The organism is uncultured Tenacibaculum sp. (genome assembly GCF_947498805.1).
Classification (GTDB): Bacteria; Bacteroidota; Bacteroidia; order Flavobacteriales; family Flavobacteriaceae; genus Polaribacter.
In genome coordinates this window covers 35330-60569 of the sequence record NZ_CANMLT010000010.1, presented here as the reverse complement: position 1 = coordinate 60569, position 25240 = coordinate 35330, and the positions used below count along the sequence as shown (strand labels likewise).

Below are 25240 nucleotides of genomic sequence, written 5' to 3'. Positions count from 1 at the left end.
ATGAGAAAAGTATTATTTATCGATAGAGATGGAACTTTAATTAAAGAACCAGCAGACGAACAAACTGATTCTTTTGAAAAGCTTGAATTTTATCCGAAAGTATTTCAAGGATTGAGTAAGATAGCTAAAGAATTAGATTTTGAATTGGTATTGGTAACCAATCAAGATGGATTGGGAACAGAAGTATATCCAGAAAATACATTTTGGCCAGTGCACAATTTTGTAATGAAAACGTTGAAAGAAGAGGGGATAGAATTTTCCGAAGAAATCATAGATAGAACCTTTGCAAAAGATAATCAACCTACTAGAAAACCGAATACAGGTTTATTGAATAAGTATTTTTCTGAAGAATATGATTTAGCCAATTCATTTGTAATTGGAGATCGATTAACGGATGTTGAACTTGCCAAAAACCTTGGTTCAAAAGGAATTTATATTAATGATGAAACTTATTTTGGAGCTGATGAAATAACTGTTAAAAGAAGTAAGCTAGATGAGTTTATAGCATTAGAAAGTAATGATTGGAATGCAATTTATGAGTTTTTGAAACTTAAGGACAGGTTTGCTACTATAGAAAGGAATACGAATGAAACCAAGATAAAAATAGCCGTTAATTTAGATGGAACAGGAAAGAGTGAAATTGATACAGGGATTGCCTTTTTTGACCATATGTTAGATCAAATTGCAAGACATGGACAAATGGACTTAACAATTGGTGTAAAAGGAGATTTGGAAGTTGATGAGCACCACACGATAGAAGATACTGCAATAGCTTTAGGAGAAGTTTTTGCAAAAGCTTTAGGGAATAAGTTAGGTATAGAGCGTTATGGATTTTGTTTACCTATGGACGATTGTTTAGCACAAGTAGCTATTGATTTTGGTGGACGAAACTGGTTGGTTTGGGATGCTGAATTTAAACGTGAAATGATTGGTAAAATGCCAACGGAAATGTTCTATCACTTTTTTAAATCGTTTACAGATGGAGCTAAATGTAATTTAAATATAAAAGCAGAAGGAACGAATGAACACCACAAAATAGAAGCAATTTTCAAAGCATTTGCAAAGGCTATAAAGGTAGCGGTTAAGAGAGATACAACTAAAATGATATTGCCTTCAACAAAAGGAACTTTATAAAATGATAGCAATTATAAAATACAATGCAGGAAATATACGATCTGTACAAAATGCAGTTGCTCGTTTGGGGTATGAAAGTATAATAACAGATAATCCAGAAGAGATTCGTAAAGCTACTAAAGTAATTTTTCCAGGAGTTGGAGAAGCAAGTTCAGCTATGAGTTATCTAAGGGAAAGAAAGCTAGATGAAGTTATTTTATCTCTAAAGCAACCTACGTTGGGTATTTGTTTAGGACTGCAGTTGATGTGCAAATCTTCAGAAGAAGGAAATACTCTTTGTTTAGGAGTTTTTGATACGGAAACCAAACAGTTTCCTCCAGAAGATAAGGTACCACATATGGGGTGGAATAGTTTTTCAAAAAAAGAAGAGACTACCTTGCTAAAAGGAATAAATTTAACTGATGATGTGTATTACGTACATGGTTATTATGCAGAAACCTGTAACGAAACTATTGCTACCTGTAATTATATAAAAGAGTTTAGTTCAGTAATGCAAAAAAATAATTTTTACGCGATGCAGTTTCATCCAGAAAAGTCGGCAAGTGTGGGAGAACAATTATTAAAGAATTTTTTAGAATTAGAAAAATGAGAATTATACCAGCTATAGATATTATTGAAGGAAAATGTGTTCGTCTTACAAAAGGAGATTATAATACAAAGAAAATATATAATGAAAACCCAGTAGAGGTTGCCAAGGAGTTTGAAGCCAACGGAATTCAATACTTACATTTAGTAGACCTAGATGGAGCCAAATCGAGTAAAATAATTAACTATAAAGTGTTAGAGGAAATAGCTTCTAAAACTAGTTTAAAAATAGATTTTGGAGGAGGTTTGAAATCTGATGAAGATTTGAATATAGCTTTTGAATCAGGAGCAAGTCAAATAACAGGAGGAAGTATTGCTGTAAAAAAACCAGATACTTTTATCAATTGGTTATCAAAATATGGAAGTAGTAAAATTATACTGGGAGCAGATTGTAAAAATAGAAAAATAGCAACCCACGGATGGATGCAAACATCAGAAGTAGATGTAGTCGATTTTATTAAGGATTATGAAGAAATAGGAGTTCAAAATGTTATTTGTACCGATGTTGCTAAAGATGGCATGCTACAAGGAACTTCCAATAATTTATACGAAGAAATTCTTAAGAATTCCAAGGTGAATTTAATAGCGAGTGGAGGAGTTTCTAATATAGAAGATTTATACAAAGTTAAAGAGATAGGATGTGAAGGAGTCATTATAGGAAAGGCGATTTACGAAGGTAGAATAACGTTAAAAGAATTACAGGAATTATGCTAAAGAAAAGAATCATACCTTGTTTAGATATAAAAAATGGAAGAACCGTTAAAGGAGTAAATTTTGTTGATATTAAAGATGCTGGTGATCCCATTGAATTAGCAAAGCAATATGTAAAAGATGGAGCAGATGAATTGATCTTTTTAGATATTACTGCCACACTAGAAGATAGAAAAACCTTAATAAGTTTAGTTGAAAAAATAGCCGAAGAAATAAACATTCCGTTTACTGTTGGTGGTGGAATCAGTTCTGTGGAAGACGCATTAGCTTTGATTAAGGCTGGGGCAGATAAAGTTAGTATTAACTCTTCTGCTGTGAAAAATCCACAATTAATAGTTGATTTAAAAGAACGTTTCGGAAGTCAATTTGTGGTGGTGGCAATAGATACAAAAAGTGTAGATGGAACAGGTAAGGTATTTACCAAAGGCGGTACTTATGAAACCACTTGGGAAACTCTACAATGGGCAAAAGAAGTGGAGAAATTAGGTGCAGGAGAAATATTATTAACCTCCATGAATAGTGACGGAACTAAGGATGGGTTTGATCTCGATATAACCAAGGAAGTTAGTGAATTAGTGAACATTCCAGTGATAGCTTCTGGTGGTGCAGGGAAAGTAAAACACTTTGAAGAGGTTTTTACAAAAACTCAAGCCAGTGCGGGATTAGCAGCGAGTATTTTTCACTTTGGAGAGATTCCGATACCAAGATTAAAAGAAGCATTAAAAACAAACAACATACCGGTAAGATGAATATAGATTTTAACAAGGGAAACGAATTGATTCCTTTAGTAAATGGACTTGTTCCTGTAATTGTACAAGATAATACTACACTGCAAGTGTTAATGTTAGGGTACATGAACGAAGAGGCTTTTATAAAGACTCAAAAAGAAGGAAAAGTTACTTTTTATAGTAGAAGTAAAAATAGATTATGGACAAAAGGGGAAACCTCTGGGAACTATTTATTTGTGAAAGACATTTTATTGGATTGTGACAATGATACTCTTTTAATAAAAGCCGATCCGGTAGGACCAACATGTCATAAAGGTTTTACATCGTGTTTTGCTGAAGAAACATCTAAAGGTTTTGTATATAGTTTAGAAAGTACAATACACAATAGAATAGACAATAATATAGAAGATTCATATACCAATAAATTATTTAAGAGGGGAATAAACAAGGTTGCTCAAAAGGTAGGTGAAGAGGCTGTAGAATTAGTTATAGAGGCAAAAGATGATAATGAAGAATTGTTTAAAAATGAAGCAGCAGATTTATTGTACCACTATTTAATATTACTAAAAGCGAAAGGATATACCTTTAGTGATATTGAAGAAGTTTTAAAAAATAGAAGCTAATTAATACTCAACAGAAATTGAAGTATCATGGTACTTTTTAGAATTAATAAAGTAACTATACTCAAATAGCAATATTTTTTTATAGTTACTTTTAAAAACCTTAGAATAATAGTTTAATTCATCAATATTTTTAGCATTGTAAATAATTTCTTCTTTGTTATTATTTACATGACCCGAAATTGAAATTTGATATTGGTTTTTAGATTTAGAGCCTTTAAAACTAGTAGAAAAAGCAATTTCTTTAACTCTAAATACTTGTTCTTTACCATTGTATTTACCAGGAGATCTAAAAAATACATTTTGATACTTAGATTTTACATTTTTTAATTTCAATCCAGTGTTTTGACCGTAGGTAGTAGTAGCACAAATAAAAAAAACAAGTAGTATTAATAAATTTCTCATGACCTTCTAAGTTATTGATACTCTTTAAATTTAAGCATTTTTTTTGAGTTTCTAGGAACGAGAATGCTTGATGAAAAGGTTAAATTAAAAAACTATAGTGTTATTCAGAGAAGGTATTATTAGCTATTTTTGCAATATGAAAGAAGCCTTGGAACAATTATTCTCTGAATTTCAGAACAGTATTCAAAAGAACAATTTCGTAAAACTTACGCTGAGTAAACCAATTCGTAAAAGTGATGAATTGGCAAATGTATATGTTCGTCAGATAGAATTAAAGGGAGAGTTATATTTTCAATTCTTATACCGATACACTACAAATGATCAGGTAAAGAATTATACCTTATCTGAAAGTATGGAAGTTTTAGAAGAATTACTTTCTGAAAAGTTTAGAGCGGCTACCTTATTTACATTACAAAATGATTTGTTGGTATTTATTTCTAAAAAGAAAAAGGTTAGTTATAAGACATCGCACCCTAGCTTTAAGAATAAGTTACCTGAAACGCATGATAAGCAAAAGGTAAAGCGTGCAGAGAACAGTGCGTATTTGTTTCATTTAGGAATTACAGATAAAGAAGGGAAAGTTATTCCTAAAATGGCTGATAAATACAGACAAATCAATAAATATTTAGAAATAATAGAGACACAATTGAAGTCTGTAAAGCTTTCTAAACGTATTAATATTGTTGATATGGGATCTGGAAAAGGATATTTAACCTTTGCTTTATATGATTACTTAGTTAATAAAAAAGAACATAGCGTTCATGTTACTGGAATTGAATTGCGTGAAAGTTTGGTAAACTATTGTAATGATATTGCAAAGAAATGTGATTTTTCTGGATTAAAGTTTGTAGCACAATCTATTCAAGAGTATGACAATGACAAAATAGATATTTTAATAGCTTTACATGCCTGTGATACGGCTACCGATGATGCCATTTTTAAAGGACTATCAGCAAAGGCTGAATTAATCATTTGTGCACCTTGCTGTCATAAGCAAATTCGCCAGCAGGTAAAAGGGAAAGAGCAGGAGAGTCCATTATTAAAATACGGTATTTTTAAAGAACGTCAGTTTGAAATGGTTACGGATACCATTCGTGCTTTAATACTAGAAAGGCATCAATATAATACCAAGGTGTTTGAATTTATAAGTAACGAACATACCCGTAAAAACGTGATGCTAATAGGTACAAAATCTTCAAAAAATACGGATGTTGAAATGGTTGATTCTAAAATTTTAGAATTGAAAAAAGCATATCAAATCGAGGAACATTATTTGGAATCACTTCTTTAATCATTTGAAATATTCGATGATTTCGTTTCAAAAGTAATTTTTTTATCCTAACTTTAGGATAATGAAAGGGGCATTGTTGATAATATTTAAGGGGTTATTATTATCTAATCAAGAACTGGATTACTTAGCTACGATTTTTAAAAGAGAAACCTTTAAAAAAGGAGAACTCATTTTAAATTCAGAACAAGAAGTAAATCATCAGTATTATGTATTAGAGGGATGCTTACGTACTTTTTTTATTGATCCAAAAGGAAAAGAGCACACACTACAATTTGCGGTAAATGATTGGTGGATTAGTGATTATATAAGTTATTTTTTAGATGAGAAATCTCTATTGAATATTGAAGTCATTAAAGAGTCTACTGTGTTAAGAGTTGAAAAAAAAGACTTTGAGGAAGCATTGTTAAAAATACCTGCTATTGAACATCATATAAGAAAAAAGGTAGAGCGATTTATGGCTAAATCACAAAAAAGAACGCTGGCAGTACTCTCTCAAACCGCTAAGGAACGCTATATTAATTTTTCAAAATCATATGCAAATATAGAGCAGCATATCAAAAATTACCACATAGCTTCCTATTTAGGAATTACCACGCAAAGTTTAAGCAGGATTAGAAAAGAAATTTTAAAAGGTTAGTTTTAAATGGTATTATCCTTTTATTTGTTTTGAACCTTATTGATTAACTCTAAAGTTATATCAAATATGGGTTTTTCATACATTTTACTCTTTAACCAAGCATAAAAACTCATTACAAAAATATCTTCATGTTTGGCTCCAATAAAATCAAAAGAACTTTCAACTTTATCAAAAAACTCCGAAGAAATAGCCGTTGTTGGGTTTTTATAAATACTCTCAACTAGGCTTAAGTAATTGATAACACGCAGTTGATTTATGGATTTTAAATAATCGTAGTACTTTCTTTTAAAGCTTAGAAATCTAGATTCAAATAGATCAATATTACTTAATTCTAAATGTAATAAAATTTCAATAAGATTCTTTTTAATAGTCCATTCCATACCATTTTTCTCAATATACCATTGATCAGAATGATAAAATTTAGAGAATAATTGTTGTGCTTTTTTCAGTTGATTATTCTGAAAATAAAACATAATCAAACTTAAACGTATGTCTAACATCGTTTTAGGATCTATATTTTTTATGTTTACTAGACTTTCCAAAATAGCTATACCTTCCTGTTGTTTATTGGTATAGTTTTTATTTAGAGCTACGAGTAATTGATGATTGTATTTAAAATGATTATAGTATTTCTTTTTGTTTTGTAACATACACTCATGCATTAGATCAAGATAATGCATGGATTTAGCAAAGTTTTTATTTCTAAATAAGATGTTAGAAATTAAATATAGTATTCTAATATGATAATAAAGTTGTTTGTCGTTTTCCTTTTTTAAATTTTTATAAGTACTAAGAAGAAAAGATTCAACAGTTATAAAATCTTTATTCATAAATGCAGAAATACTTACTATGGTAATTAGCTGGTATAAAGACTTAAATGACATAGCATTGTCTATGCTAATGTTATGTTCTTTAAAGATCGTGTTGGTTATTTCTTGAAAATCTAAAGAACTACCACCTTCATAGTTAATTGTTTTAAGAGTCTGCCTAATTTTTGCATAGACAATGTTCAACTCTTCTTCAAGTAAATACTTTTTTTGGTTCTCTTTAAAATCATGAACAATAGCATCTATGTTGGCATTGGGAAGGGTATATGCATATTGAATTTTAGTATGGTATATTTCATTGAGTATGGTGTATAGCTGATATTCTTTAGCAATCCCTTCAGCCTTATCTAAAATTTTATAAGCGGTTTTGTAGTTTTTGTTGATCAAAAAGTCCCTCGCCGCAAGAATGTATTTTACAATTTGAATATCGGTAGAATTTTCTCCTTGTAGTTTATTATTTGCTATAAAATCAATTAAAGAATCTAGTAACCGTTGTTTTAGAGTGTAATAAGCGTCTTTTTTTTGACTTTTATATAAAGCATTACAAATAACCTCAGTGGAGCTTTCTCCTTTTGATATAAGCTTAAATAGCTGAATGTTTTTAGCATCTTTTCGTTTGTTTTTTTTCTCTAAGAAAAGAATGAACTTTTGTTGTTCATCTGAAGATAAAGTAGAAATTACTGTTTTTAAATCTATCATTATATCGTTAGCTATTTTTTTAATTTGATTAGTAAAATTAATGATTTATCATGTAATGTGTGTGATTATATCGTTGGTTTTTTTTAAATTTTGTTTTTTGTAAAAGCAATTTGCCTTGCATTTTTGCCATGTAATTAAAAATGAAAATTATGAACTATCAAACAAAAACATTTGAACATAATACAGAAGTTAAAAAGAAAAAAAATAAACCTAGCAAAGCTTTTGATCAAAAGCCAACATCAGCTTTTGTTGGAGCTTCATGGGCGGTATTGTTAATAGGAGTTTCAGCCTATTGTATTGGATTATGGAATGCAGAAATGGAGTTGAATGAAAAAGGATATTATTTTACAGTATTGCTATTTGCATTGTTTTCAGTTATTTCAATACAAAAAACAATTAGAGATAAACTGGAAGGAATACAGGTAACAGAAATTTATTACGGAATGAGTTGGTTTACCACCATAACTTCTATTGTGTTATTAGTAATAGGACTATGGAATGCAGATTTATTATTGAGTGAAAAAGGGTTTTATGGAATGTCTTTTACCTTAAGTCTTTTTGCTGCCATATCTGTACAAAAGAATACAAGAGATATTGCATATTTAAAAGAGAATAAAAACGAAGAAGAATAAATATTACACAAAGATAATAGGCATATGCGCTGTGACATATGCCTATTTAGGCTTTTAAAGAATTAAAATTAGAGCAAAAAATCAACTCTTTTTACGTTCGTAAATTGAAACTATAGTTGTACATTTACTAAAGCAATTTATTCTTATGAAACAGTCAAGAGCATTAGTAATTTCAGCATTTTTTGCCATATATGTTATTTGGGGATCTACCTATTTGTTAAATAAAATTGTAGTTTCAGAAGTGTCACCTTTATTATTAGCGGCAACAAGGTTTACGGCATCGGGAATCTTAATTATGTTAATAGCTAAAATACTAGGAGTATCTATAAGAATAAATAAAAGCGAATTAATGAATTCGGCCATAGCCGGATTTTTATTCTTGGTATATGGGAACGGAGTTTTTGTATGGGCTTTGAAATATTTAGATAGTGGTTTTGCGGCTTTGTTAGCCTCTACGCAGCCCTTATTTGTATTGTTGTTGATGAGACTTTTAGATGGAGAAAAAATGCAAAAACAATCTGTTATAGGTGTGCTTCTTGGTTTTGTAGGAATGTATCTATTGGTAAGTCAAAATGAAATAACAACTTCAGAAGGTACGGTATTGGGAATCTTTATGATTTTTACCTGTTTATTAAGTTGGAGCTACGGAAGTGTTTTTGTAGCCAAAGCAAATTTACCAAAGAATTTTTTCGTAAGTACGGGATATCAAATGCTTATTGCAGGAGTTTTGTTATTTATTAGTTCTATGTTGTTTCATGAAAAATGGACTTCTCCTTTAAGTTGGTCTTTTGAAGCGCAAACTTCTATGATACTGTTAATTATATTTGGAAGTATTGTAGCCTTTACAGCGTTTAATTATTTACTTAAAGTAGTATCTCCTGAAAAGGTTTCTACTTCGGCCTATGTGAATCCGATTGTAGCTTTAGTTTTAGGGTGGTATTTTTTAGGAGAAAAGTTAACTACACAATCTATTGTTGCTTCTATTGTACTATTATCAGGGGTTTATTTTATTACTTCAAGAAAGAGAATTTCTAAACTTAAAACAACGAAACCACAGAAAATATAGTGCCAATAAACTTGTGTTTATCGAATTCTAAATAAGTAGGTACGAATTCTAATTCATTGGGTTTTAATGGATGTTTCATAGCTAATTTTGAAGTAAATGAACTTTAAATATTAGTAAAATGGAACAGCAACCGAGCAAATTTTTAACCTGGATTAAAACATCTACAACTGCCAGAATGATGATGGTAGGTTTTCTAAGTTTTGTTTTAATAATCCCATTAATCTTTATAGAAGATTTAATCAGAGAACGTTCTTATCGGCAAGAAACAGTTGTAAACCAAATAAGTCGACAATGGGGAAATGAAGTGGTTATTTATGGGCCAGTTCTTAAGATACCCTATAGGGTATACACGGAAAAACTTATTACAAATGAGAAAACAAAACAAATAACAAGAGAAAAAGTAGCGCATATCGAATATGGTTATTTCTTTCCAGATAAATTAGACATAAACTCCAATATTAATCCAGAGAAAAAGAAGCGAGGAATTTATACAACTGCTGTTTTTAACAGTACTATATTATTAAATGGGAGATTTGATTCGTTAGATTTTAGTAAAAAAGAGGTTAAGAATAAAGACATATTATGGAACAAAAGTAAGGTGCTATTAAAAACGACTAATGTAAAAGGAGTAAGTAGTACTGTATCTGTGAAAATTAATGATAAAGCATATGATTTATCTTCAAATGGTGAGAATGCTAACAATTATTATAGTTTAGAGAGTAAAACCATACCTATTGAAGAAATTATAAAGCAAGATAAAACCATTGGGTTTTCAGTAGATTTTCAAGTAAGAGGAAGCAAAGAAGTACGTTTTATTCCAATAGGAAAAGAAACGATAGCAAGAATTACTTCAAATTGGAAAACAGCGAATTTTACAGGAGAATTTTTACCGTATAATTCAGATAAAATAAATAAGAATGGTTTTGATGCAAAATGGAAAATTCTTGATATCAATAGACCTTTTTCTCAAGAGCACTTTTCTGGGTTACCAAACTTTAATGAATTCGATTTTGGAGTGAATTTTAAAATCCCTGTAGATGAATATCAAAAAAGTGAACGATCTACTAAATATGGCTTTTTAGTTATTAGTTTAACCTTTCTAGTATTTTTTTTAATTCAAACGATAAGTAAAATTAATATGCATCCATTTCAGTATTTAATGATTGGATTGGCATTGGTCATGTTCTATACCTTATTGGTATCGATATCAGAGCATAGTGATTTCTTAAAAGCTTACGGAATATCAAGTATTGCTGTAATAGGATTGATTACGCTGTACGCAAAAAACATTTTAAAGAGTAACAAATTTATGCTACTTGTAGGAGGTGCATTATCTGTTTTATATGCTTTCATTTTTATCATAATCCAATTAGAAAGCTATGCGCTTTTAGTAGGAAGTGTGGGACTCTTTGCAATATTAGCAGTAGTAATGTATGTGTCGAGAAAGATAGATTGGTCTAACTAAAAGATAGGTAAGTTATTTACCACCAAACTACAAAAAACTTTATAAGCGTACCATTTTGCTTTTTTAACCAGCATAATGGTGCGTTTTGTTCATTTAAAAACACATCAAGTTTAGTATTAAAATTATCAAAATTTAGCCAATCTACATGGGTATAAGGCTCTAATAGCCAATTGTGTTTATTGGGTATATAGAATTTACAATTCGAAAATTGACGGAGCTCTTGGAGATTGATATAAAAACCACAAATACACTCATTATTAATTTGAGGTAATTCTTCCCCATATTTTTTTAAAGGCACAAACAACTGAGCTTTAAAATATACCTGTTGCTCAATGTTCTTTATAGCTAAATTTAAATTGTCAAGATACTTTTTACAATACTCAGAATAGAGTAGTGGTAGCTGCTTATCTTTTAGTTTTGTGAGTTTTTGAACAAAAGAATCACGTCTGTTTGGTCCAATCCAATGTTCAATTTCAGTAGTACCAACAGTGGTATCATATAAATAAAACTTATATATAATTTCTAAGTGAATAGGAGCATTGTTTTGTAATAACAAACAATCCAATTCACCCAAGGTAATTTTGTCATTTTGAATCTGTATGTTTTCCGCTAAAATCTCTATAGATGGATATTGTTGTAACTCATTTGAAACAAACCGTTCAACAAGTTTACCTAGTCGGAGTTTTTGTTTAATAACCGTTGTAAATGGAGCAGTTTCAGATCTAGGAGTTTCAAATTGAGTTAAATCAAAAACACCTTTTCCATGCCATAGAAAAGGTGTTTTTAAAAATCCTTCGTATTGTAATTGTAAGTCTTTTTGTTTTTGATGCATAAAAAGAATTACTCTTTAATTCCTAATTTATCCATTACTAATTTAGTAATATCAAAACGCTCATCAATATATCCAAATTGATTTCCTGTAGTAGTTAAAATTTGAGTATACCCATTAGCTTTTGCCACTTCTTCAATCGTCTCACCTAATTTTTTTAATAAAGGTCTCATATATTCGTCACGTTGAAGTTGCATCATTTTAGTTCCGTTTACTCGAAACTTCTGTAAATCGTCTTCTAGTCCTCTAAGTTCTTGCACTCTTGTTTGTTTATCTGCATCACTCAAAGTTTTTTCGTCAGTTTGAAAAGCCTTAATCTTTGCTTGATATTCTTGTGCTTTGATGTTAAATGATGAATCTAATTTTTTACCAGCAGTTTCAACTCTTCTTAAAACATTTTTCATTTGAGGCATTTTCCCAATAATTAAGTCACTGTTTACTGTACCTACTTTAGTTTGAGAAAAAGACAAAGTTGAAATTAGAATTGCTGCTAATAATATAATTTTTGATTTCATGTTTTTTATTGTTTTTCGCAAATATATAAAAGTGAGGGAGCTAAGCTATTTAAAATTCGTTAAAGTTTTTTTCAAAGTATGACCTTTATCATGTTTTAAAGACTTCTTTCTCAAGAAATTTGTTAGGTAATCTAAAAATAGAGAATTATGAAAATTAACAAGTTTCTTAGTATACTACTGGTTTTAGTAGCAACTACATCTTATGCACAATTAAGTATAGATGCAGAAATACGCCCAAGAGCTGAATATAGACATGGGTTTAAAACTTTAATAGCAGATAATGAAAATGCAGCATTGTTTGTATCGCAAAGAACAAGATTAAACACTACATATTCTATTGATAGATTAAACTTTTTTTTAAGTATTCAAGATGTTAGAGTTTGGGGAGATGTACCTCAGTTGAATATTGCAGATGCCAATGGTTTAGGGTTACATCAAGCATGGGCCGAAATTTTCTTAGATACCAATTACTCTTTAAAATTAGGACGCCAAGAAGTCATATATGACGATAGTAGAATCTTTGGTAATGTTGGGTGGGCACAGCAGGCTAGAAGTCATGATATGGCAATGTTAAAGTATAGAAAAGGAAGTTTTAAAACAGATATAGGTTTAGCCTTCAACCAGTCTAAAGAAAACATTACGGGTACTTTTTTAGAAACTCCAAGAACTTATAAAGCAATGCAATATGCATGGATTCATAAAGATTGGAAAGATTTTTCGGGAAGCTTTTTGTTCTTAAACAATGGTATGCAAACACCTGTGGGATTAAAGTATAGTCAAACAGTAGGAACCCACCTCAAAGCAAAAGTGAACCAATTTAATTTTATATCAAACCTATATTATCAATTTGGAAAAGATGCCGGAAATAGAGATTTAAGTGCTTACCTATTGAGTCTAGAAGCTTATTATAAAGTATCAGATAAAACAAAAGTAGGATTAGGGGCAGAACTAATTAGTGGAAATAAGAATGGTTCACCTGCAAATAATGAAAACAAGGCGTTTACTCCTTTTTATGGTACCAATCACAAGTTTAATGGTTTAATGGATTATTTCTATGTAGGAAACCATGGTAATAACGTGGGATTGCTGGATATCTATGCAAAAGCTAATTTTAAACTGAACCCTAAATCAAGCTTAGGAGCTTCATTACATAGTTTTTCAGCTGCAGAAGACATAAACAGTACGGTTTCAAAACAATTAGGAGCAGAATTAGATATAGTATACGGATATAAGTTTACAAAAGAGATAGGAATTAAGGTCGGTTATTCTCACTTATTCCCTTCAGAAGGAATGGAAGTGTTGAAAGGAAATTCAGATGATAATACAAATAATTGGGCTTGGGTAATGGTAACTATAAAACCAACCTTGTTTTCAACTAAAAAATAAAAAATATGGTATTCTCTAAAGGAAAAACGGTAGCAGATTATGTTACAGAAAACATTAAAACGGCACATGTATTTAAGAAATATGGAATTGACTTTTGTTGTGGAGGAAATGTTTCTGTAGAAGAAGCCTGTGCTCAGAAAAGAATTGATGTAAACCTTATTGAAAAGGAACTTTCCGAAGTGGATGCAGTTAAAGATTTGATTGAAGATTATGATAAATGGGAATTAGATTTCTTAATGATCTATATTGAAAATGTGCATCACACTTATGTAAGAGAAAATTTACCATTACTATCAGAATATGCAAATAAGGTCGCTAAGGTACACGGAAATAGACATCCAGAAGTTGTTGAAATAAATAAACTATTTCATGAGGTAGCAAATGAGTTATCTTCTCATTTGTTAAAAGAAGAACAGGTATTATTTCCATTTATTAAACAATTATTTGAAGCAAAAAAACAGGGTTTAATAGCTAAAACACCTTCATTTAGTACTGTAAATAATCCAATTCGAATGATGGAATATGAACATGAAAATGCAGGCAATATTTTTAAAGAAATAGCTCGATTAACAAATAATTATTTACCACCTGAAGGCGCTTGTAATACACATAAGGCATTGTATTCAAAATTAGAAGAGTTTGAACAAGACTTACATAAGCATATTCACTTAGAGAATAACATTTTACACCCTAAAGCAATCGAATTAGAAAGAAGCTTAAACGCTTCATAAAACAAAAATAAAGGACTTGAATTTTAATCGCGAAATATTACCAAATAGAAAGTCTAGATGGAGAAGAGTTGCGGTTCTGTTAATAGGAATAGTAACGGGTCTAGGTTTTTTTATGGCAAAAGAAGCTTCGTTAGTTTCTTATATGTCAGATGATCCTTTGGCATGTGTAAACTGCCACGTAATGACGCCTATGTACAATAGCTGGATGCATAGTTCGCATAGAGAACAAGCCTCTTGTAATGATTGTCATGTACCACATGATAATGTATTGAATAAATACTATTTCAAGGCTAAAGATGGTTTGTTTCACGCTTCAGTGTTTACCGCTAGAGCAGAACCAGAAGTGATGTTTATGAGAGAAGCATCACAGGAAGTGGTGCAAAACAATTGTATTAGATGTCATATGCAACAAGTGACTCAAGTAAAGTACGATGGGTGGCTTGAAAATCATAAAGAAAATAGAACAGAACGTAAATGTTGGTCTTGTCATCAAGAATTACCACATGGTACCGTACATGGAATTTCAACTATAAGAAATAACATTGCTCCAATTCCTACTGATAATGTAGAAACCGTAATACCAGAATGGCTTAATCAACAAATAAAAAAGTAACAAAACAAATGAAAAACAAAGTATTATTTATAGTAACTGTAGTAGTCGTTTTTCTATTAGGGCTACTAGCTTCAAGCATTGTGAATAGAAAAAATGAAGCTAAGTATAAATATGTACCACAGGTAGAAATTAGTGAAAATGAACCTCGAAATGAAGAATGGGGTAAAAATTTTCCAGCAGAATACCAATCTTTTTTACAAACAGAGAAAAGTGATTTTGAATCTTTTCAAGGAGGTTCAAAAATGAGAGATATGCTAGAGGAGGATACGCGTTTGGTGGTACTTTGGGCAGGATATGGTTTTTCAAAAGATTACAACCAAGGACGTGGGCATCAACATGCGATCACCGATCTGCAAAATACTTTAAGAACAGGTGGACCAAAAGGAAAAGGAGATGGTCCAATGCCAGCTACTTGTTGGACCTGTAAAAGTCCAGATGTTCCTAGAATGATGAATGAAGTAGGAATTACAGAGTTTTATAAAGGAAAATGGGCAGATAAAGGACATGAGGTGGTAAACCCGATTGGTTGTGCTGACTGTCACGATTCTAAAACAATGAAACTTACGATTACCAGACCTGCTTTGGTAGAAGCTTTTGAGGAGATGGGAAGAGACATTAATAAAGCAACCCATCAAGAAATGCGTTCATTGGTATGTGCACAATGTCATGTGGAGTATTATTTTGATAAAACAAAACAAGGAAAAGAAGGAGTTCCATATTTAACTTTTCCATGGAAAAATGGAATGTCTGTTGAAGCAATGGAAAAATACTATGACGATATCAACTTTAAAGATTGGACGCATAAGTTAAGTAAAGCACCAATGTTAAAAGCACAGCATCCTGGATACGAAACCTATTTAACGGGAGTACATGCAGATAGAGGGGTTTCTTGTGCCGATTGTCATATGCCTTATAAGAGTGAAGGAGGACAAAAGTTTACAGATCATCATATTCAATCTCCAATGAATAATGTAGCTAATTCATGTCAGGTTTGTCATAGAGAAGATGCAGATAAGCTAAAAGCAAACGTGTATGAACGTCAACAAAAATCTACAGAAGCAAGACTAAAATTAGAAGATGCTTTGGTAAGAATGCATGTGGAAGCAAAGAAGTGCTGGGATTTAGGTGCTACAGAAGAGCAAATGAAAGATATCTTAATGGATATTCGTCATGCACAATGGCGCTGGGATTATGCAGCTGCAGCTCATGGAGCATCGTTCCATTCACCGGTTGAAACAGGTAGAGTAATTGCTAGCGGTTTAGATAAAGCTACAGAAGGGCGTGTAAAATTAGCACGTTTATTAGCAGAATTAGGGTATAACAAGCCTGTAGAAATGCCAGATATTTCAACAAAAGAAAAGGCGCAAGAGTATATTGGTTTAGATGTAGAAAAGTTACACAAAGAAAAGGAAGAGTTTAAGCAAAACCTATTGCCAAAATGGTTAGAAGAGGCTAAGAAAAGAGAAGCTACTTACGGAAGTAAAAAGGTTTCAATGAATTAATTATTATTTCAGTACTAACACTTAAAAAGATAATTTTTAGAGAGCCTCTTTAAAAATTATCTTTTTTAAATAAGTAACATATGCAAAAACTATATAAAATATTATCATCATCTTCATTAGCGTTACTATTATTGCTCATTTTTGGTGCAGCCATGGGAGTTGCAACCTTTGTAGAAAACGACTATGGAACTGCTGTAGCTTGGGCCAGCATTTATGATGCTTGGTGGTTTGAAATAGTTATGTTGGGATTGGCAATAAGTTTCTTTTTGCATATTTTCAAGTACAATTTACTTGCCAAACGTAAATGGGCAATTTTTCTTTTTCATATAGCTTTTGTAATTGTTTTGTTAGGTGCAGGAATAACACGTTATACTTCCTATAGTGGTATTATGCGTATAAGAGAGGGAGCTACTTCTAATGTGATTATTTCTGATACGAAACTGTTAACAGGAACATTTGTAAAAGATAAAGCGCATATAAATATTCAAAAGAAGTTACAATTTTCACCCTTAGCCGATAATCATTTTGTAATCAATGAAATCTTAGGAAAACTTCCTGTTTCAATTGAATTTAAAGAATATGTAGCAGATGCTTCTCCTGAAGTAATTACAGACAGTATTAATGGAGTTGCATTGCTTAAAATGGTAACAACTACGGGAAATGGAAGGAATACAGTATATTTAAAGAAAGGTGAAATTGAAAGGGTAGGAGAACATCAGCATGAAGTTGGTTTTGAAGCTGATAAAGAAGGAATTATTAATATAATTGAAGAAAACGGAAAGTTTAAAATAAAAGCACCTCATCCAATTGATTTCTTTATCATGTCTAGTCAACAGGCAGGACGTATAAAACAAGATAGTTTGCAAGAAATTGCGTTACGAACCTTATTCAGATCGGGCGATTTTTCCTTTGTTCCAACTTCTTATCACCCTAAGGGAAAGTTTAAACTGATAAGTTCAATAGAAAACAAAACAGACAATGATGCTTCTTTAGATGATGCTTTAATTGTAAATGTAACAGTTGGAAGAGAAACTCAAGAAGTTAATTTGTTATACAGAGAAGGCTTTTTACCTATTAAACATCAAGTAGATTTTAAAGATGGAACAGAGGTAGTATTGTCTTATGGTGCAGGAGCTATACAAACTCCATTTTCAATAAAGTTAAACGATTTTCAATTAGAAAGATACCCTGGATCTTCCAGTCCTTCGGCATATGCTAGTGAAGTAACCGTAATAGACACAGAAGAAACCTTTGATTATAGAATCTTTATGAATAATGTATTAGATTATAAGGGATTCCGATTTTTTCAAGCGAGCTATGATACAGATGAGCGTGGAACGGTACTTTCTGTAAATCATGATTTTTTAGGGACCTGGATAACCTATATAGGGTATTTACTTATGGGAATTGGAATGTTTTTTACATTTTTTGGAAAAGCTTCACGTTTTCAACTCATTAACAAAAAGCTAAAAAAACTTAAAACAAACGTTGCTATAATATTACTTTTCTTTACGGTAAGCGCTTCAGCATTTGCTAACATGGAGCAAGACTCGATTCCAAAGAAAGTAACCATAGAAAAGTTAGTTTCTTCTTTAGAAATAGATAAACAACAATCAGAGGTATTTGGACGCTTATTGGTACAGGATTTAGATGGTCGTATTAAACCTATAAATACCTTAGCTTCTGAATGTATTCGAAAGATTTCACGAAAATCAAGTTTTAAATACCCAATGGGTGATAAAGTGATACAACTTGATGTAAATCAAGTATTCTTAGGAATGCATATGCTACCTCAAATATGGCAACGAATCCCTATTATAAAAGCAGATACAGATAAAGTTGGTAGTATATTGAAGAATATACCCGAAGGTAAAAACGGATTGTATGCTTTTATTAGTTTTTTAGATAAAGAAGGAAACTATTTGTTATCAAACGAAGTTGAAAATGCAAATAAGAAGAAACCTGCTGAACGCAATGAGTTTGATAAAGAAGTTTTAAAGATTGATGAGCGCTTTAATATTTTATACAATCTGTTTACAGGAAACTATTTGAAGATTTTTCCGAAGAAAGGAGATGAGAATAATACTTGGTATAGTTACAATCATCATTTTAATGATTTTACAGAAGAAGATGGACGCTTTGCACAGACTATTTTACAAAGTTATTTTAAGGATTTAGGCCAGAAGGATTTTAAAGAAGCTCTTCAAAAAATAGCATATATCAAAAAGTATCAAGAAGTATTATCAGCTGATATTATTCCCACAACTGGTAGAGTAGAAGCTGAATTATGGTATAATAAGGCGAACATTAACTTTTGGTTGTTTCAAGTGTTTTTTGTGGTAGGGCTGTTACTTTTAGTTTTGGCCATTATAAAGATGTTTATACATAAAAAGTCGATAAACCTCTTTTGGAATGCCTTAATTCTAATCACTTTAGTAGCATTTTTACTTTTTACATTTAATATCATTTTAAGATGGTATGTAGCCCAACATGCACCATGGAGTAATGGGTATGAAATGTTGATTTTTGTAGCTTGGTGTTTGTTGTTAAGTGGATTGATAACTTTTAGAAAATCAGACTTTGCATTGCCTTTAGCTACGCTATTTACAGGAGCCTTACTATTTGTGAGTTATTTAGATTGGTTAAACCCGGAGATTACAAACTTAATGCCTGTACTAAAATCATATTGGTTAAAAATTCACGTAGCCACCATTGTTAGTAGTTATGCTCCATTAGCATTATCGGCAGTTTTAGGAATTATGGCTTTGTTACTCATGCTATTCAAAACAACAAAGAATAAATCTATTATTGAATTAAAAGTTAAGGAGCTTAGTTATATCAATGAATTATCCATGACGATTGGCTTGTTTACACTATCTATTGGTACATTTTTAGGAGGTGTATGGGCAAACGAAAGTTGGGGACGCTATTGGGCTTGGGACCCTAAAGAAACTTGGGCTCTAATTAGTATAATTGTATATGCTATTGTATTGCACTTACGATTTGTACCAAAACTCAATAACTTTCTAGTGTTAAATACCGCAAGTATGTTTGCGTTTGGGTCTATAATAATGACTTCTTTTGGTGTAAATTATTACTTATCTGGACTGCATAGTTATGCTTCCGGTGATCCAATACCTGTGCCCAATTTTGTATATGTAATTTTTTGTAGCATGCTTTTACTAACTATTTTAGTGGTGTACAAACAAAAAATGGTACGTAAAAAAGCATAATGAATATTCTTAAGAAACATAGCGTAATAGCATTGAGTTATTTTTTGCTAATAACTCTTTTAGGAGTGTTGTTACGCTGTTTTTCAGTTATAGAAATTGACTTTAATTATCGTCATATTGTACATGCGCACTCTCATATAGCCCTTTTAGGTTGGGTATATACAGCATTCATGATTTTAATATACAAGCTGTATTTAAAAAAGGCGAACATAGAGAGAAAGTACCTTAGAGTCTTTTGGAGTACACAATTCACTATCATAGGAATGCTAGTTACTTTTCCGTTTACTGGTTATGCATTGTTCTCTATAGTTTTTTCAAGTTTGTTTATTATAGCTTCTTACTTTTTTGGTTACTTAGTTTTTAAGTATACTCCAAAAGAACTGAAAAAGACAAATTCTTATAAATGCATCCAATTGGCATTGTGGTATATGATTATTTCTAGTATTGGACCATGGGCTTTAGGAGCAATAATGAATACATTAGGAGAAAGCTCTAGTTGGTATAGAAACGCGATCTATTTTTATTTACACTTTCAATATAACGGATGGTTTATACTAGGCTTAGTAGGTTTGTTGTTAAGAGTTTTTGAATTAAAAGGACTTTATATTCCACGAAAAGTGTTTAAACCTTTCTTTTTACTTTTTAATATTGGAATTATAGTTACTTTTTTAATATCCATTTTATGGATGAAATTAGGCTATGTAATTAATGTAATTGCAGGTATAGGAGGACTATTTCAAATAATAGCTTTTACAATTCTACTAAAAGAGATACACAAACAAAAAGAACAGTTACTTAATGCTTTTTCGAATGTTTTAGTACTTGTATTTAAAACAGTTGTAATACTATTCGTTATAAAATTAGCAATGCAAATAATTGGGATGATACCTTATTTAGCACAGGTCGTTTCTTCATATATAGATTTTGTTATAGGCTATATACATTGGATATTTTTGGGAATTGTGAGCTTAAGTTTACTTGGGTTTTTAGAACTTTATAAGTATTTACAGCTCACGAAAAGAATGGTGGTAATGTACCTTCTAGTTTTTTTAATTACAGAAGTCTTAATCTTTTATAAAGGAATAGTTGTTTGGAGAAATCTCAATTTGAGTTATTACTTTAACCATTATCTATTGTTTGCAAGTATGTTATTCTTAGTTTTAATTACTTATCTTTTTGTTAAGCAATTAAGATCGTGATTAACATTATCAATATTGAAATAGCCACCCTTGTTTTCTTTTCTTTCTAATGATTGATGAATGATCAAATGAGCAACATTAACCATATTTCTTAATTCACAAAGAGAGGTATTTTTTTTTGAAGTTTTGTATAGTTCTTCAACTTCTTTATGAATAACATGAAGCTTGGTAATTGCTTTTCTTAGTCGGTTATTGCTTCGTACAATACCAACATAATTACGCATTAATGATTGTAATTCTTTTAGGTTATGTTTAATTAGAATATGTTCTTGATTAATTTTAGTTCCTTCATCATTCCAAGCTGGAATTTCAACAGGAAGAAACTGAGCAGTCTGTGTTGAAAGAAACCTAAATATGTTGTGCGCATATACCAGAGCTTCTAATAAAGAATTTGAGGCTAATCTGTTGGCTCCATGTAAGCCAGTTCTGGAAGTTTCTCCGCATGAAAATAAATTTGAAATACTAGTACTACCATTTTCATCAACTATAATTCCTCCACATAAATAATGAGAAGCGGGAACAACTGGAATCCAGTCTTTAGCAATATCAATCTGTAAGCTTTTACATTTTTGATATATAGTAGGGAAGTGTTTTATAAAGTCTTCAGTATTTAGATGTGTGCAATCTAAATAAACATGGGGATCTCCAGATTTTTTTAATTCTTTGTCTATTGATTGAGAAACAATATCTCGAGAAGCCAATTCAGCCCTGGTATCATAGTTAGGCATAAATCGATTTCCTTTTTTATCGCGTAAATAGGCTCCAAAACCTCTGACAGCCTCAGAGATCAAAAAAGAAGAACCATATTCTGAAGTGTATATTGCAGTTGGATGAAATTGAACAAACTCCATGTCTTTAATTGTAGCCTTTGCTCTATATGCCATGGCTATACCATCTCCAGTGGCAATTGTTGGATTAGTTGTGTGTCCATACACACTACCAATTCCTCCTGAAGCTAGTATGGTATTTTGCGCATTTATAGTGATTATTTCTTCTGTTTTTTGATTTAGGACATAGGCACCGTAACATGATAAGTTACGCTTCTTTTTTAATTTAAGGTGGTGTTCGGTAATTAGGTCTACAGCAAAGTGATGTGTTAAAACTGTAATGTTTTTAAGTTGATTTACTCGCTTAACTAAGGCTCTTTCAATTTCATAACCCGTGATATCTTTATGATGTACCACGCGGTACTCAGAATGTCCACCTTCTTTACCTAGGTCAAAGTTTCCATTGCTTTTTACATCAAAATTAGCGCCCCAATGAATCAATTCATGTAAACGTTGAGGCCCTTCTGTAATTACCAATTCTACAACGGCTTTGTCGCATAAACCATCACCAGCAATTAGAGTATCTTCAATATGTTTATGAAAAGAATCCTCTTTATTATCTAATACAACAGCAACACCTCCTTGAGCATATTTTGTATTTGATTCATCTTCATTTCCTTTAGTTACTATGGTAATTATTTTATCAGGGAACTCTTCAGCTATTTTAATAGAGAAAGTTAATCCGGCAACACCTGATCCAATTACTAAATAATTAGTTTTTATCATTTATTTTGAAAGTTCAAGCATTCGCTCAATTGGAGCTAAAGCCTTTGTTCTAATATTTTCAGAAACATTTATTTGCGGATGTTCATTTAGCAAACAATCATATAGTTTTTGTAGTGTGTTTACTTTCATATAAGCACATTCACTACAAGCACATGTATTATCTTCTTTGGCTGGGGCAGGTATTAATTCTGTATTAGGAACTTCTTGTTGCATTTTATGAAGAATACCAGCTTCGGTAGCAACAATAAATTTTTGATCAGAATGCTTTTTAACATAGTTTATCATACCGGCGGTAGAACCAATATAAGTAGCAGTTTTTAAAATATGTTCTTCAGACTCTGGATGCGCTATAATTTTGTAATCTGGGTATTGTTTATGTAGTTCAATAAGTTTATCAATAGAAAAAGCCTCATGTACTATACAACTTCCATCCCAAAGTAGCATATCTCTACCAGTTTCTTTGATTAGGTATTTCCCTAGATTTCTATCTGGAGCAAATATGATTGGCGTTTCCTTAGGAATAGATTCTATGATTTTTAACGCGTTTGATGAGGTACAAACTATATCGGTCAATGCTTTCACTTCAGCACTGCAATTAACATAGGTTACTACGGTATGGTTTGGATGTTTATTTATAAAAGTTTTGAATTCCTTTGGAGGACAAGATTCGGCTAAAGAACATCCCGCTTCTAAATCTGGTAAAACAACCGTTTTAGTCGGATTTAAAATCTTTGCCGTCTCCGCCATAAAATGAACTCCAGCAAAAACAATAATATCCGCGTCGGTTTCAGCAGCTTTTTGAGATAGGCCTAGACTATCTCCAACATAGTCAGCAATGTCTTGTATTTCTGAATCCTGATAGTAGTGTGCTAATATGATTGCGTTCTTTTCCTTTTTTAACCGGTTTATCTTATCAATTAAATTCATTTTGTTCAGTACTATTAAGACTACGAAATTATCAAGCTTGTATCTTCTTAAAAATGATATATATCATGAAAGAAGAGGGAATTAAAAAAACTCCATATCATTAATTTGAATATGGAGTTTTATAAAGGGGTGGGGGTTATAGTGAAAAACGTTTAGCAGCTTCTCGTTCTAGTTCTTCTCTGAAATTGGGATGTGCTATAGATATTAAGGCTTTAGCACGTTGTTTTAAACTTTTACCAAATAGATTTACTACGCCATACTCCGTAGCAACATAATGTACATGTGCTCTTGTGGTAGTAACACCAGCTCCTTCTTTTAAGAAAGGAGTAATTTTAGAAATTCCTTTAGGGGTAATAGATGGCATGGCAATAATAGCTTTTCCTTCTTTAGATAAAGAAGCACCACGAATAAAATCCATTTGACCACCTACACCAGAATATTGATATTTTCCAATGGTATCTGCACAAACTTGTCCTGTTAAATCAATTTCAATAGCGCTATTAATAGCGGTTACCTTTGGATTTAGCTTTATAAGTGATGTGTCGTTTGTATATCCTGCTTCTTTAAAATGTACAAGTGGATTATCATCAATAAAATCATATAGTTTTTGAGAACCTACAGCAAAACAGGTTACAATTTTACCCGTTTTGATTTCTTTTTCCTCACCGGTAATGATTCCTTTTTCTACTAAAGGAAGTATACCATCAGAAAACATTTCTGTATGAATTCCCAATCGTTTATGATTGGTTAAATTATGTAATACTGCATTCGGAATATTACCAATACCCATTTGTAAAGTAGCTCCATCATCTATTAATTCAGCTACGTGCTTTCCTATTTGTGATTCTATTTCTGAAGGGGTTCCTGTAATAGATTCATGAATAGGTGAATTTACTTCAACAGCATAATCAATATTTTTTATGTGAATAATACCATCACCATGTGTTCTTGGAACATTCGGATTTATTTGAGCAACTACCACTTTAGCTGTTTGTATAGCAGGGAGGGTAATATCAACAGAAACTCCTAAAGAGCAATATCCATGTTTATCTGGAGGAGAAACTTGAATAAAAGCAACATCTAAAGGATATATTCCTCTTCTAAAAAGCCAATGTATTTCACTTAAAAAGATAGGAACATAATCTCCATTATTCGTATTTACCCCTTTTCTAACGTTGTTTCCTACAAAACAGCTAATCAGTTTAAAGGAATTAGAATAAGGCGCTTCTAGGTATTTTGCTTGCCCGTGTGTATGAATTTGAATGATTTCAACATTGGTAAGATCTTCGTATCGCTCACATAAATTATCAATTAATACATTAGGAGTCATTGCAGCTCCTTGAAAGAAAATTTTATCGTTAGATTTTACAATTGATACTGCTTCTTTAGCCGAAACAATCTTTAAATCATTTGCCATTACTTCTTGTTTATAATTTTATACAAAGGTCTAGCCTTATCTAAAGTTATTACATGATATAAGTCATGAAACTAAATTTCTGAGAATATTTTCTCTGTTTGTTTATCGAAAAACTTCCAAGACTTATCCGTAATTGTTTCAAAGAGCTGAATGAGTTGTTTTCCATATGAGGTAACAGTGGTACCTCCACCACCAGATCCACCGGTACTTTTAATAACTACAGGCTCTTTGGCTTTTTTATTGACCGAATCAATTAGGTTCCAAGCTTTCTTATATGACATATTAAGTTCTTTAGCCGATTTAGATAAAGACTTGGTTCTTTCTATAGATTTTAAAAGTTGTATTCTTCCTTCTCCTAAAAACATCTGTCCATCAATTTCTACCCAAATTCTACTTTTAATTTTATACATGATCTTCGTATTAATTATTGAAATAAAATTAAAGCTGTAGCGGCTGAAAGATTATGATATTTATCATTTGTGATGCTATTTATAATCAAAATAAATTAGGTTGAATACGATTAAATTTCAAAGGA

General features: G+C 31.3%; 24 protein-coding genes. 16 read left to right on the top strand and 8 right to left on the bottom strand.

Features of this window, described 5'->3' with window-relative positions; all coding sequences use genetic code 11:
- From hisB to hisIE, 5 genes are read left to right on the top strand one after another with little or no spacing between them, the layout of a single operon-like run.
- Nucleotides 1-1134 (top strand): bifunctional histidinol-phosphatase/imidazoleglycerol-phosphate dehydratase HisB, encoded by a 1134-nt coding sequence (gene hisB, locus Q0873_RS16915; protein WP_299109598.1) that lies wholly within the window; start codon nt 1-3, stop codon nt 1132-1134.
- 1 nt (nt 1135) lies between these two features.
- The gene (gene hisH / locus Q0873_RS16910; protein WP_299109596.1) at nt 1136-1723 is read left to right on the top strand and encodes an imidazole glycerol phosphate synthase subunit HisH; all 588 of its coding nucleotides are present in this window, start codon (nt 1136-1138) and stop codon (nt 1721-1723) included.
- Complete coding sequence (hisA, locus tag Q0873_RS16905) at nt 1720-2433, top strand: 1-(5-phosphoribosyl)-5-[(5-phosphoribosylamino)methylideneamino]imidazole-4-carboxamide isomerase (RefSeq protein WP_299109594.1); 714 nt, start codon at nt 1720-1722, stop codon at nt 2431-2433. Before hisH ends, hisA begins: the two co-directional genes overlap by 4 nt.
- Nucleotides 2427-3179 carry an imidazole glycerol phosphate synthase subunit HisF gene (gene hisF / locus Q0873_RS16900; protein WP_299109592.1) on the top strand — a complete coding sequence of 251 codons (753 nt, stop codon included), beginning with the start codon at nt 2427-2429 and terminating at the stop codon, nt 3177-3179. Before hisA ends, hisF begins: the two co-directional genes overlap by 7 nt.
- Nucleotides 3176-3781 (top strand): bifunctional phosphoribosyl-AMP cyclohydrolase/phosphoribosyl-ATP diphosphatase HisIE, encoded by a 606-nt coding sequence (gene hisIE, locus Q0873_RS16895; protein WP_299109590.1) that lies wholly within the window; start codon nt 3176-3178, stop codon nt 3779-3781. Before hisF ends, hisIE begins: the two co-directional genes overlap by 4 nt.
- Here hisIE and Q0873_RS16890 read toward each other — a convergent pair whose 3' ends face one another.
- Nucleotides 3782-4183, bottom strand: coding sequence for a hypothetical protein (locus tag Q0873_RS16890; protein WP_299109588.1), 402 nt, complete (start codon nt 4181-4183; stop codon nt 3782-3784).
- A 136-nt stretch (nt 4184-4319) separates the two neighbouring features.
- Between Q0873_RS16890 and Q0873_RS16885 the strand changes: the two genes are divergently transcribed.
- Both Q0873_RS16885 and Q0873_RS16880 read left to right on the top strand, forming a co-directional pair.
- Entirely contained in the window at nt 4320-5474 is a 1155-nt protein-coding gene (locus Q0873_RS16885) for an SAM-dependent methyltransferase (protein ID WP_299109586.1), read from the top strand.
- A 61-nt stretch (nt 5475-5535) separates the two neighbouring features.
- A complete protein-coding gene (locus Q0873_RS16880) occupies nt 5536-6111 on the top strand; it encodes a Crp/Fnr family transcriptional regulator (protein WP_299109584.1) in 576 nt (191 codons plus the stop codon).
- A 20-nt stretch (nt 6112-6131) separates the two neighbouring features.
- Here Q0873_RS16880 and Q0873_RS16875 read toward each other — a convergent pair whose 3' ends face one another.
- A complete protein-coding gene (locus Q0873_RS16875; RefSeq protein WP_299109582.1) occupies nt 6132-7637 on the bottom strand; it encodes a hypothetical protein in 1506 nt (501 codons plus the stop codon).
- Nucleotides 7638-7786: 149 nt separating this feature from the next.
- Between Q0873_RS16875 and yiaA the strand changes: the two genes are divergently transcribed.
- From yiaA to creD, 3 genes are all read left to right on the top strand, one after another.
- Nucleotides 7787-8269 carry an inner membrane protein YiaA gene (gene yiaA / locus Q0873_RS16870; protein ID WP_299109580.1) on the top strand — a complete coding sequence of 161 codons (483 nt, stop codon included), beginning with the start codon at nt 7787-7789 and terminating at the stop codon, nt 8267-8269.
- Nucleotides 8270-8414: 145 nt separating this feature from the next.
- Complete coding sequence (locus Q0873_RS16865) at nt 8415-9335, top strand: EamA family transporter (RefSeq protein ID WP_299109578.1); 921 nt, start codon at nt 8415-8417, stop codon at nt 9333-9335.
- 118 nt (nt 9336-9453) lie between these two features.
- The gene (gene creD / locus Q0873_RS16860; RefSeq protein WP_299109576.1) at nt 9454-10800 is read left to right on the top strand and encodes a cell envelope integrity protein CreD; all 1347 of its coding nucleotides are present in this window, start codon (nt 9454-9456) and stop codon (nt 10798-10800) included.
- 16 nt (nt 10801-10816) lie between these two features.
- On the opposite strand, the gene Q0873_RS16855 is transcribed toward creD, so the two are convergent.
- Together Q0873_RS16855 and Q0873_RS16850 are read right to left on the bottom strand one after the other, a co-directional pair.
- A complete protein-coding gene (locus Q0873_RS16855; RefSeq protein WP_299109574.1) occupies nt 10817-11632 on the bottom strand; it encodes a DUF1853 family protein in 816 nt (271 codons plus the stop codon).
- A gap of 8 nt (nt 11633-11640) precedes the next feature.
- Complete coding sequence (locus Q0873_RS16850; RefSeq protein WP_299109572.1) at nt 11641-12144, bottom strand: OmpH family outer membrane protein; 504 nt, start codon at nt 12142-12144, stop codon at nt 11641-11643.
- 147 nt (nt 12145-12291) lie between these two features.
- Between Q0873_RS16850 and Q0873_RS16845 the strand changes: the two genes are divergently transcribed.
- The 6 genes from Q0873_RS16845 (at nt 12292) to Q0873_RS16820 (ending at nt 20808) form a co-directional block, all read left to right on the top strand.
- A complete protein-coding gene (locus Q0873_RS16845) occupies nt 12292-13530 on the top strand; it encodes an alginate export family protein (protein ID WP_299109570.1) in 1239 nt (412 codons plus the stop codon).
- Between the two features lie 5 nt (nt 13531-13535).
- Nucleotides 13536-14261, top strand: coding sequence for an iron-sulfur cluster repair di-iron protein (gene ric / locus Q0873_RS16840; protein ID WP_299109568.1), 726 nt, complete (start codon nt 13536-13538; stop codon nt 14259-14261).
- 16 nt (nt 14262-14277) lie between these two features.
- Nucleotides 14278-14874 carry a cytochrome c nitrite reductase small subunit gene (nrfH, locus tag Q0873_RS16835; RefSeq protein WP_299109567.1) on the top strand — a complete coding sequence of 199 codons (597 nt, stop codon included), beginning with the start codon at nt 14278-14280 and terminating at the stop codon, nt 14872-14874.
- 8 nt (nt 14875-14882) lie between these two features.
- Complete coding sequence (nrfA, locus tag Q0873_RS16830; RefSeq protein ID WP_299109565.1) at nt 14883-16376, top strand: ammonia-forming cytochrome c nitrite reductase; 1494 nt, start codon at nt 14883-14885, stop codon at nt 16374-16376.
- Between the two features lie 80 nt (nt 16377-16456).
- Entirely contained in the window at nt 16457-19609 is a 3153-nt protein-coding gene (gene ccsA / locus Q0873_RS16825) for a cytochrome c biogenesis protein CcsA (protein WP_299109563.1), read from the top strand.
- Nucleotides 19609-20808: a hypothetical protein gene (locus Q0873_RS16820; protein ID WP_299109561.1), complete on the top strand. Its 1200-nt coding sequence runs from the start codon at nt 19609-19611 to the stop codon at nt 20806-20808. The genes ccsA and Q0873_RS16820 overlap by 1 nt, the downstream gene beginning before the upstream one ends.
- Here the strand turns inward: Q0873_RS16820 and nadB are convergent.
- The 4 genes from nadB to Q0873_RS16800 form a co-directional block, all read right to left on the bottom strand.
- Nucleotides 20778-22361: an L-aspartate oxidase gene (nadB, locus tag Q0873_RS16815; RefSeq protein ID WP_299109559.1), complete on the bottom strand. Its 1584-nt coding sequence runs from the start codon at nt 22359-22361 to the stop codon at nt 20778-20780. The genes Q0873_RS16820 and nadB overlap by 31 nt on opposite strands.
- Nucleotides 22362-23288, bottom strand: a complete 927-nt coding sequence (nadA, locus tag Q0873_RS16810) for a quinolinate synthase NadA (RefSeq protein ID WP_299109557.1) — start codon at nt 23286-23288, stop codon at nt 22362-22364. It lies immediately after the preceding gene.
- 136 nt (nt 23289-23424) lie between these two features.
- The gene (locus tag Q0873_RS16805) at nt 23425-24705 is read right to left on the bottom strand and encodes an acetyl-CoA hydrolase/transferase C-terminal domain-containing protein (protein ID WP_299109554.1); all 1281 of its coding nucleotides are present in this window, start codon (nt 24703-24705) and stop codon (nt 23425-23427) included.
- 71 nt (nt 24706-24776) lie between these two features.
- The gene (locus Q0873_RS16800) at nt 24777-25115 is read right to left on the bottom strand and encodes a LysR family transcriptional regulator (protein WP_299109551.1); all 339 of its coding nucleotides are present in this window, start codon (nt 25113-25115) and stop codon (nt 24777-24779) included.
- Nucleotides 25116-25240: the final 125 nt, after the last annotated feature.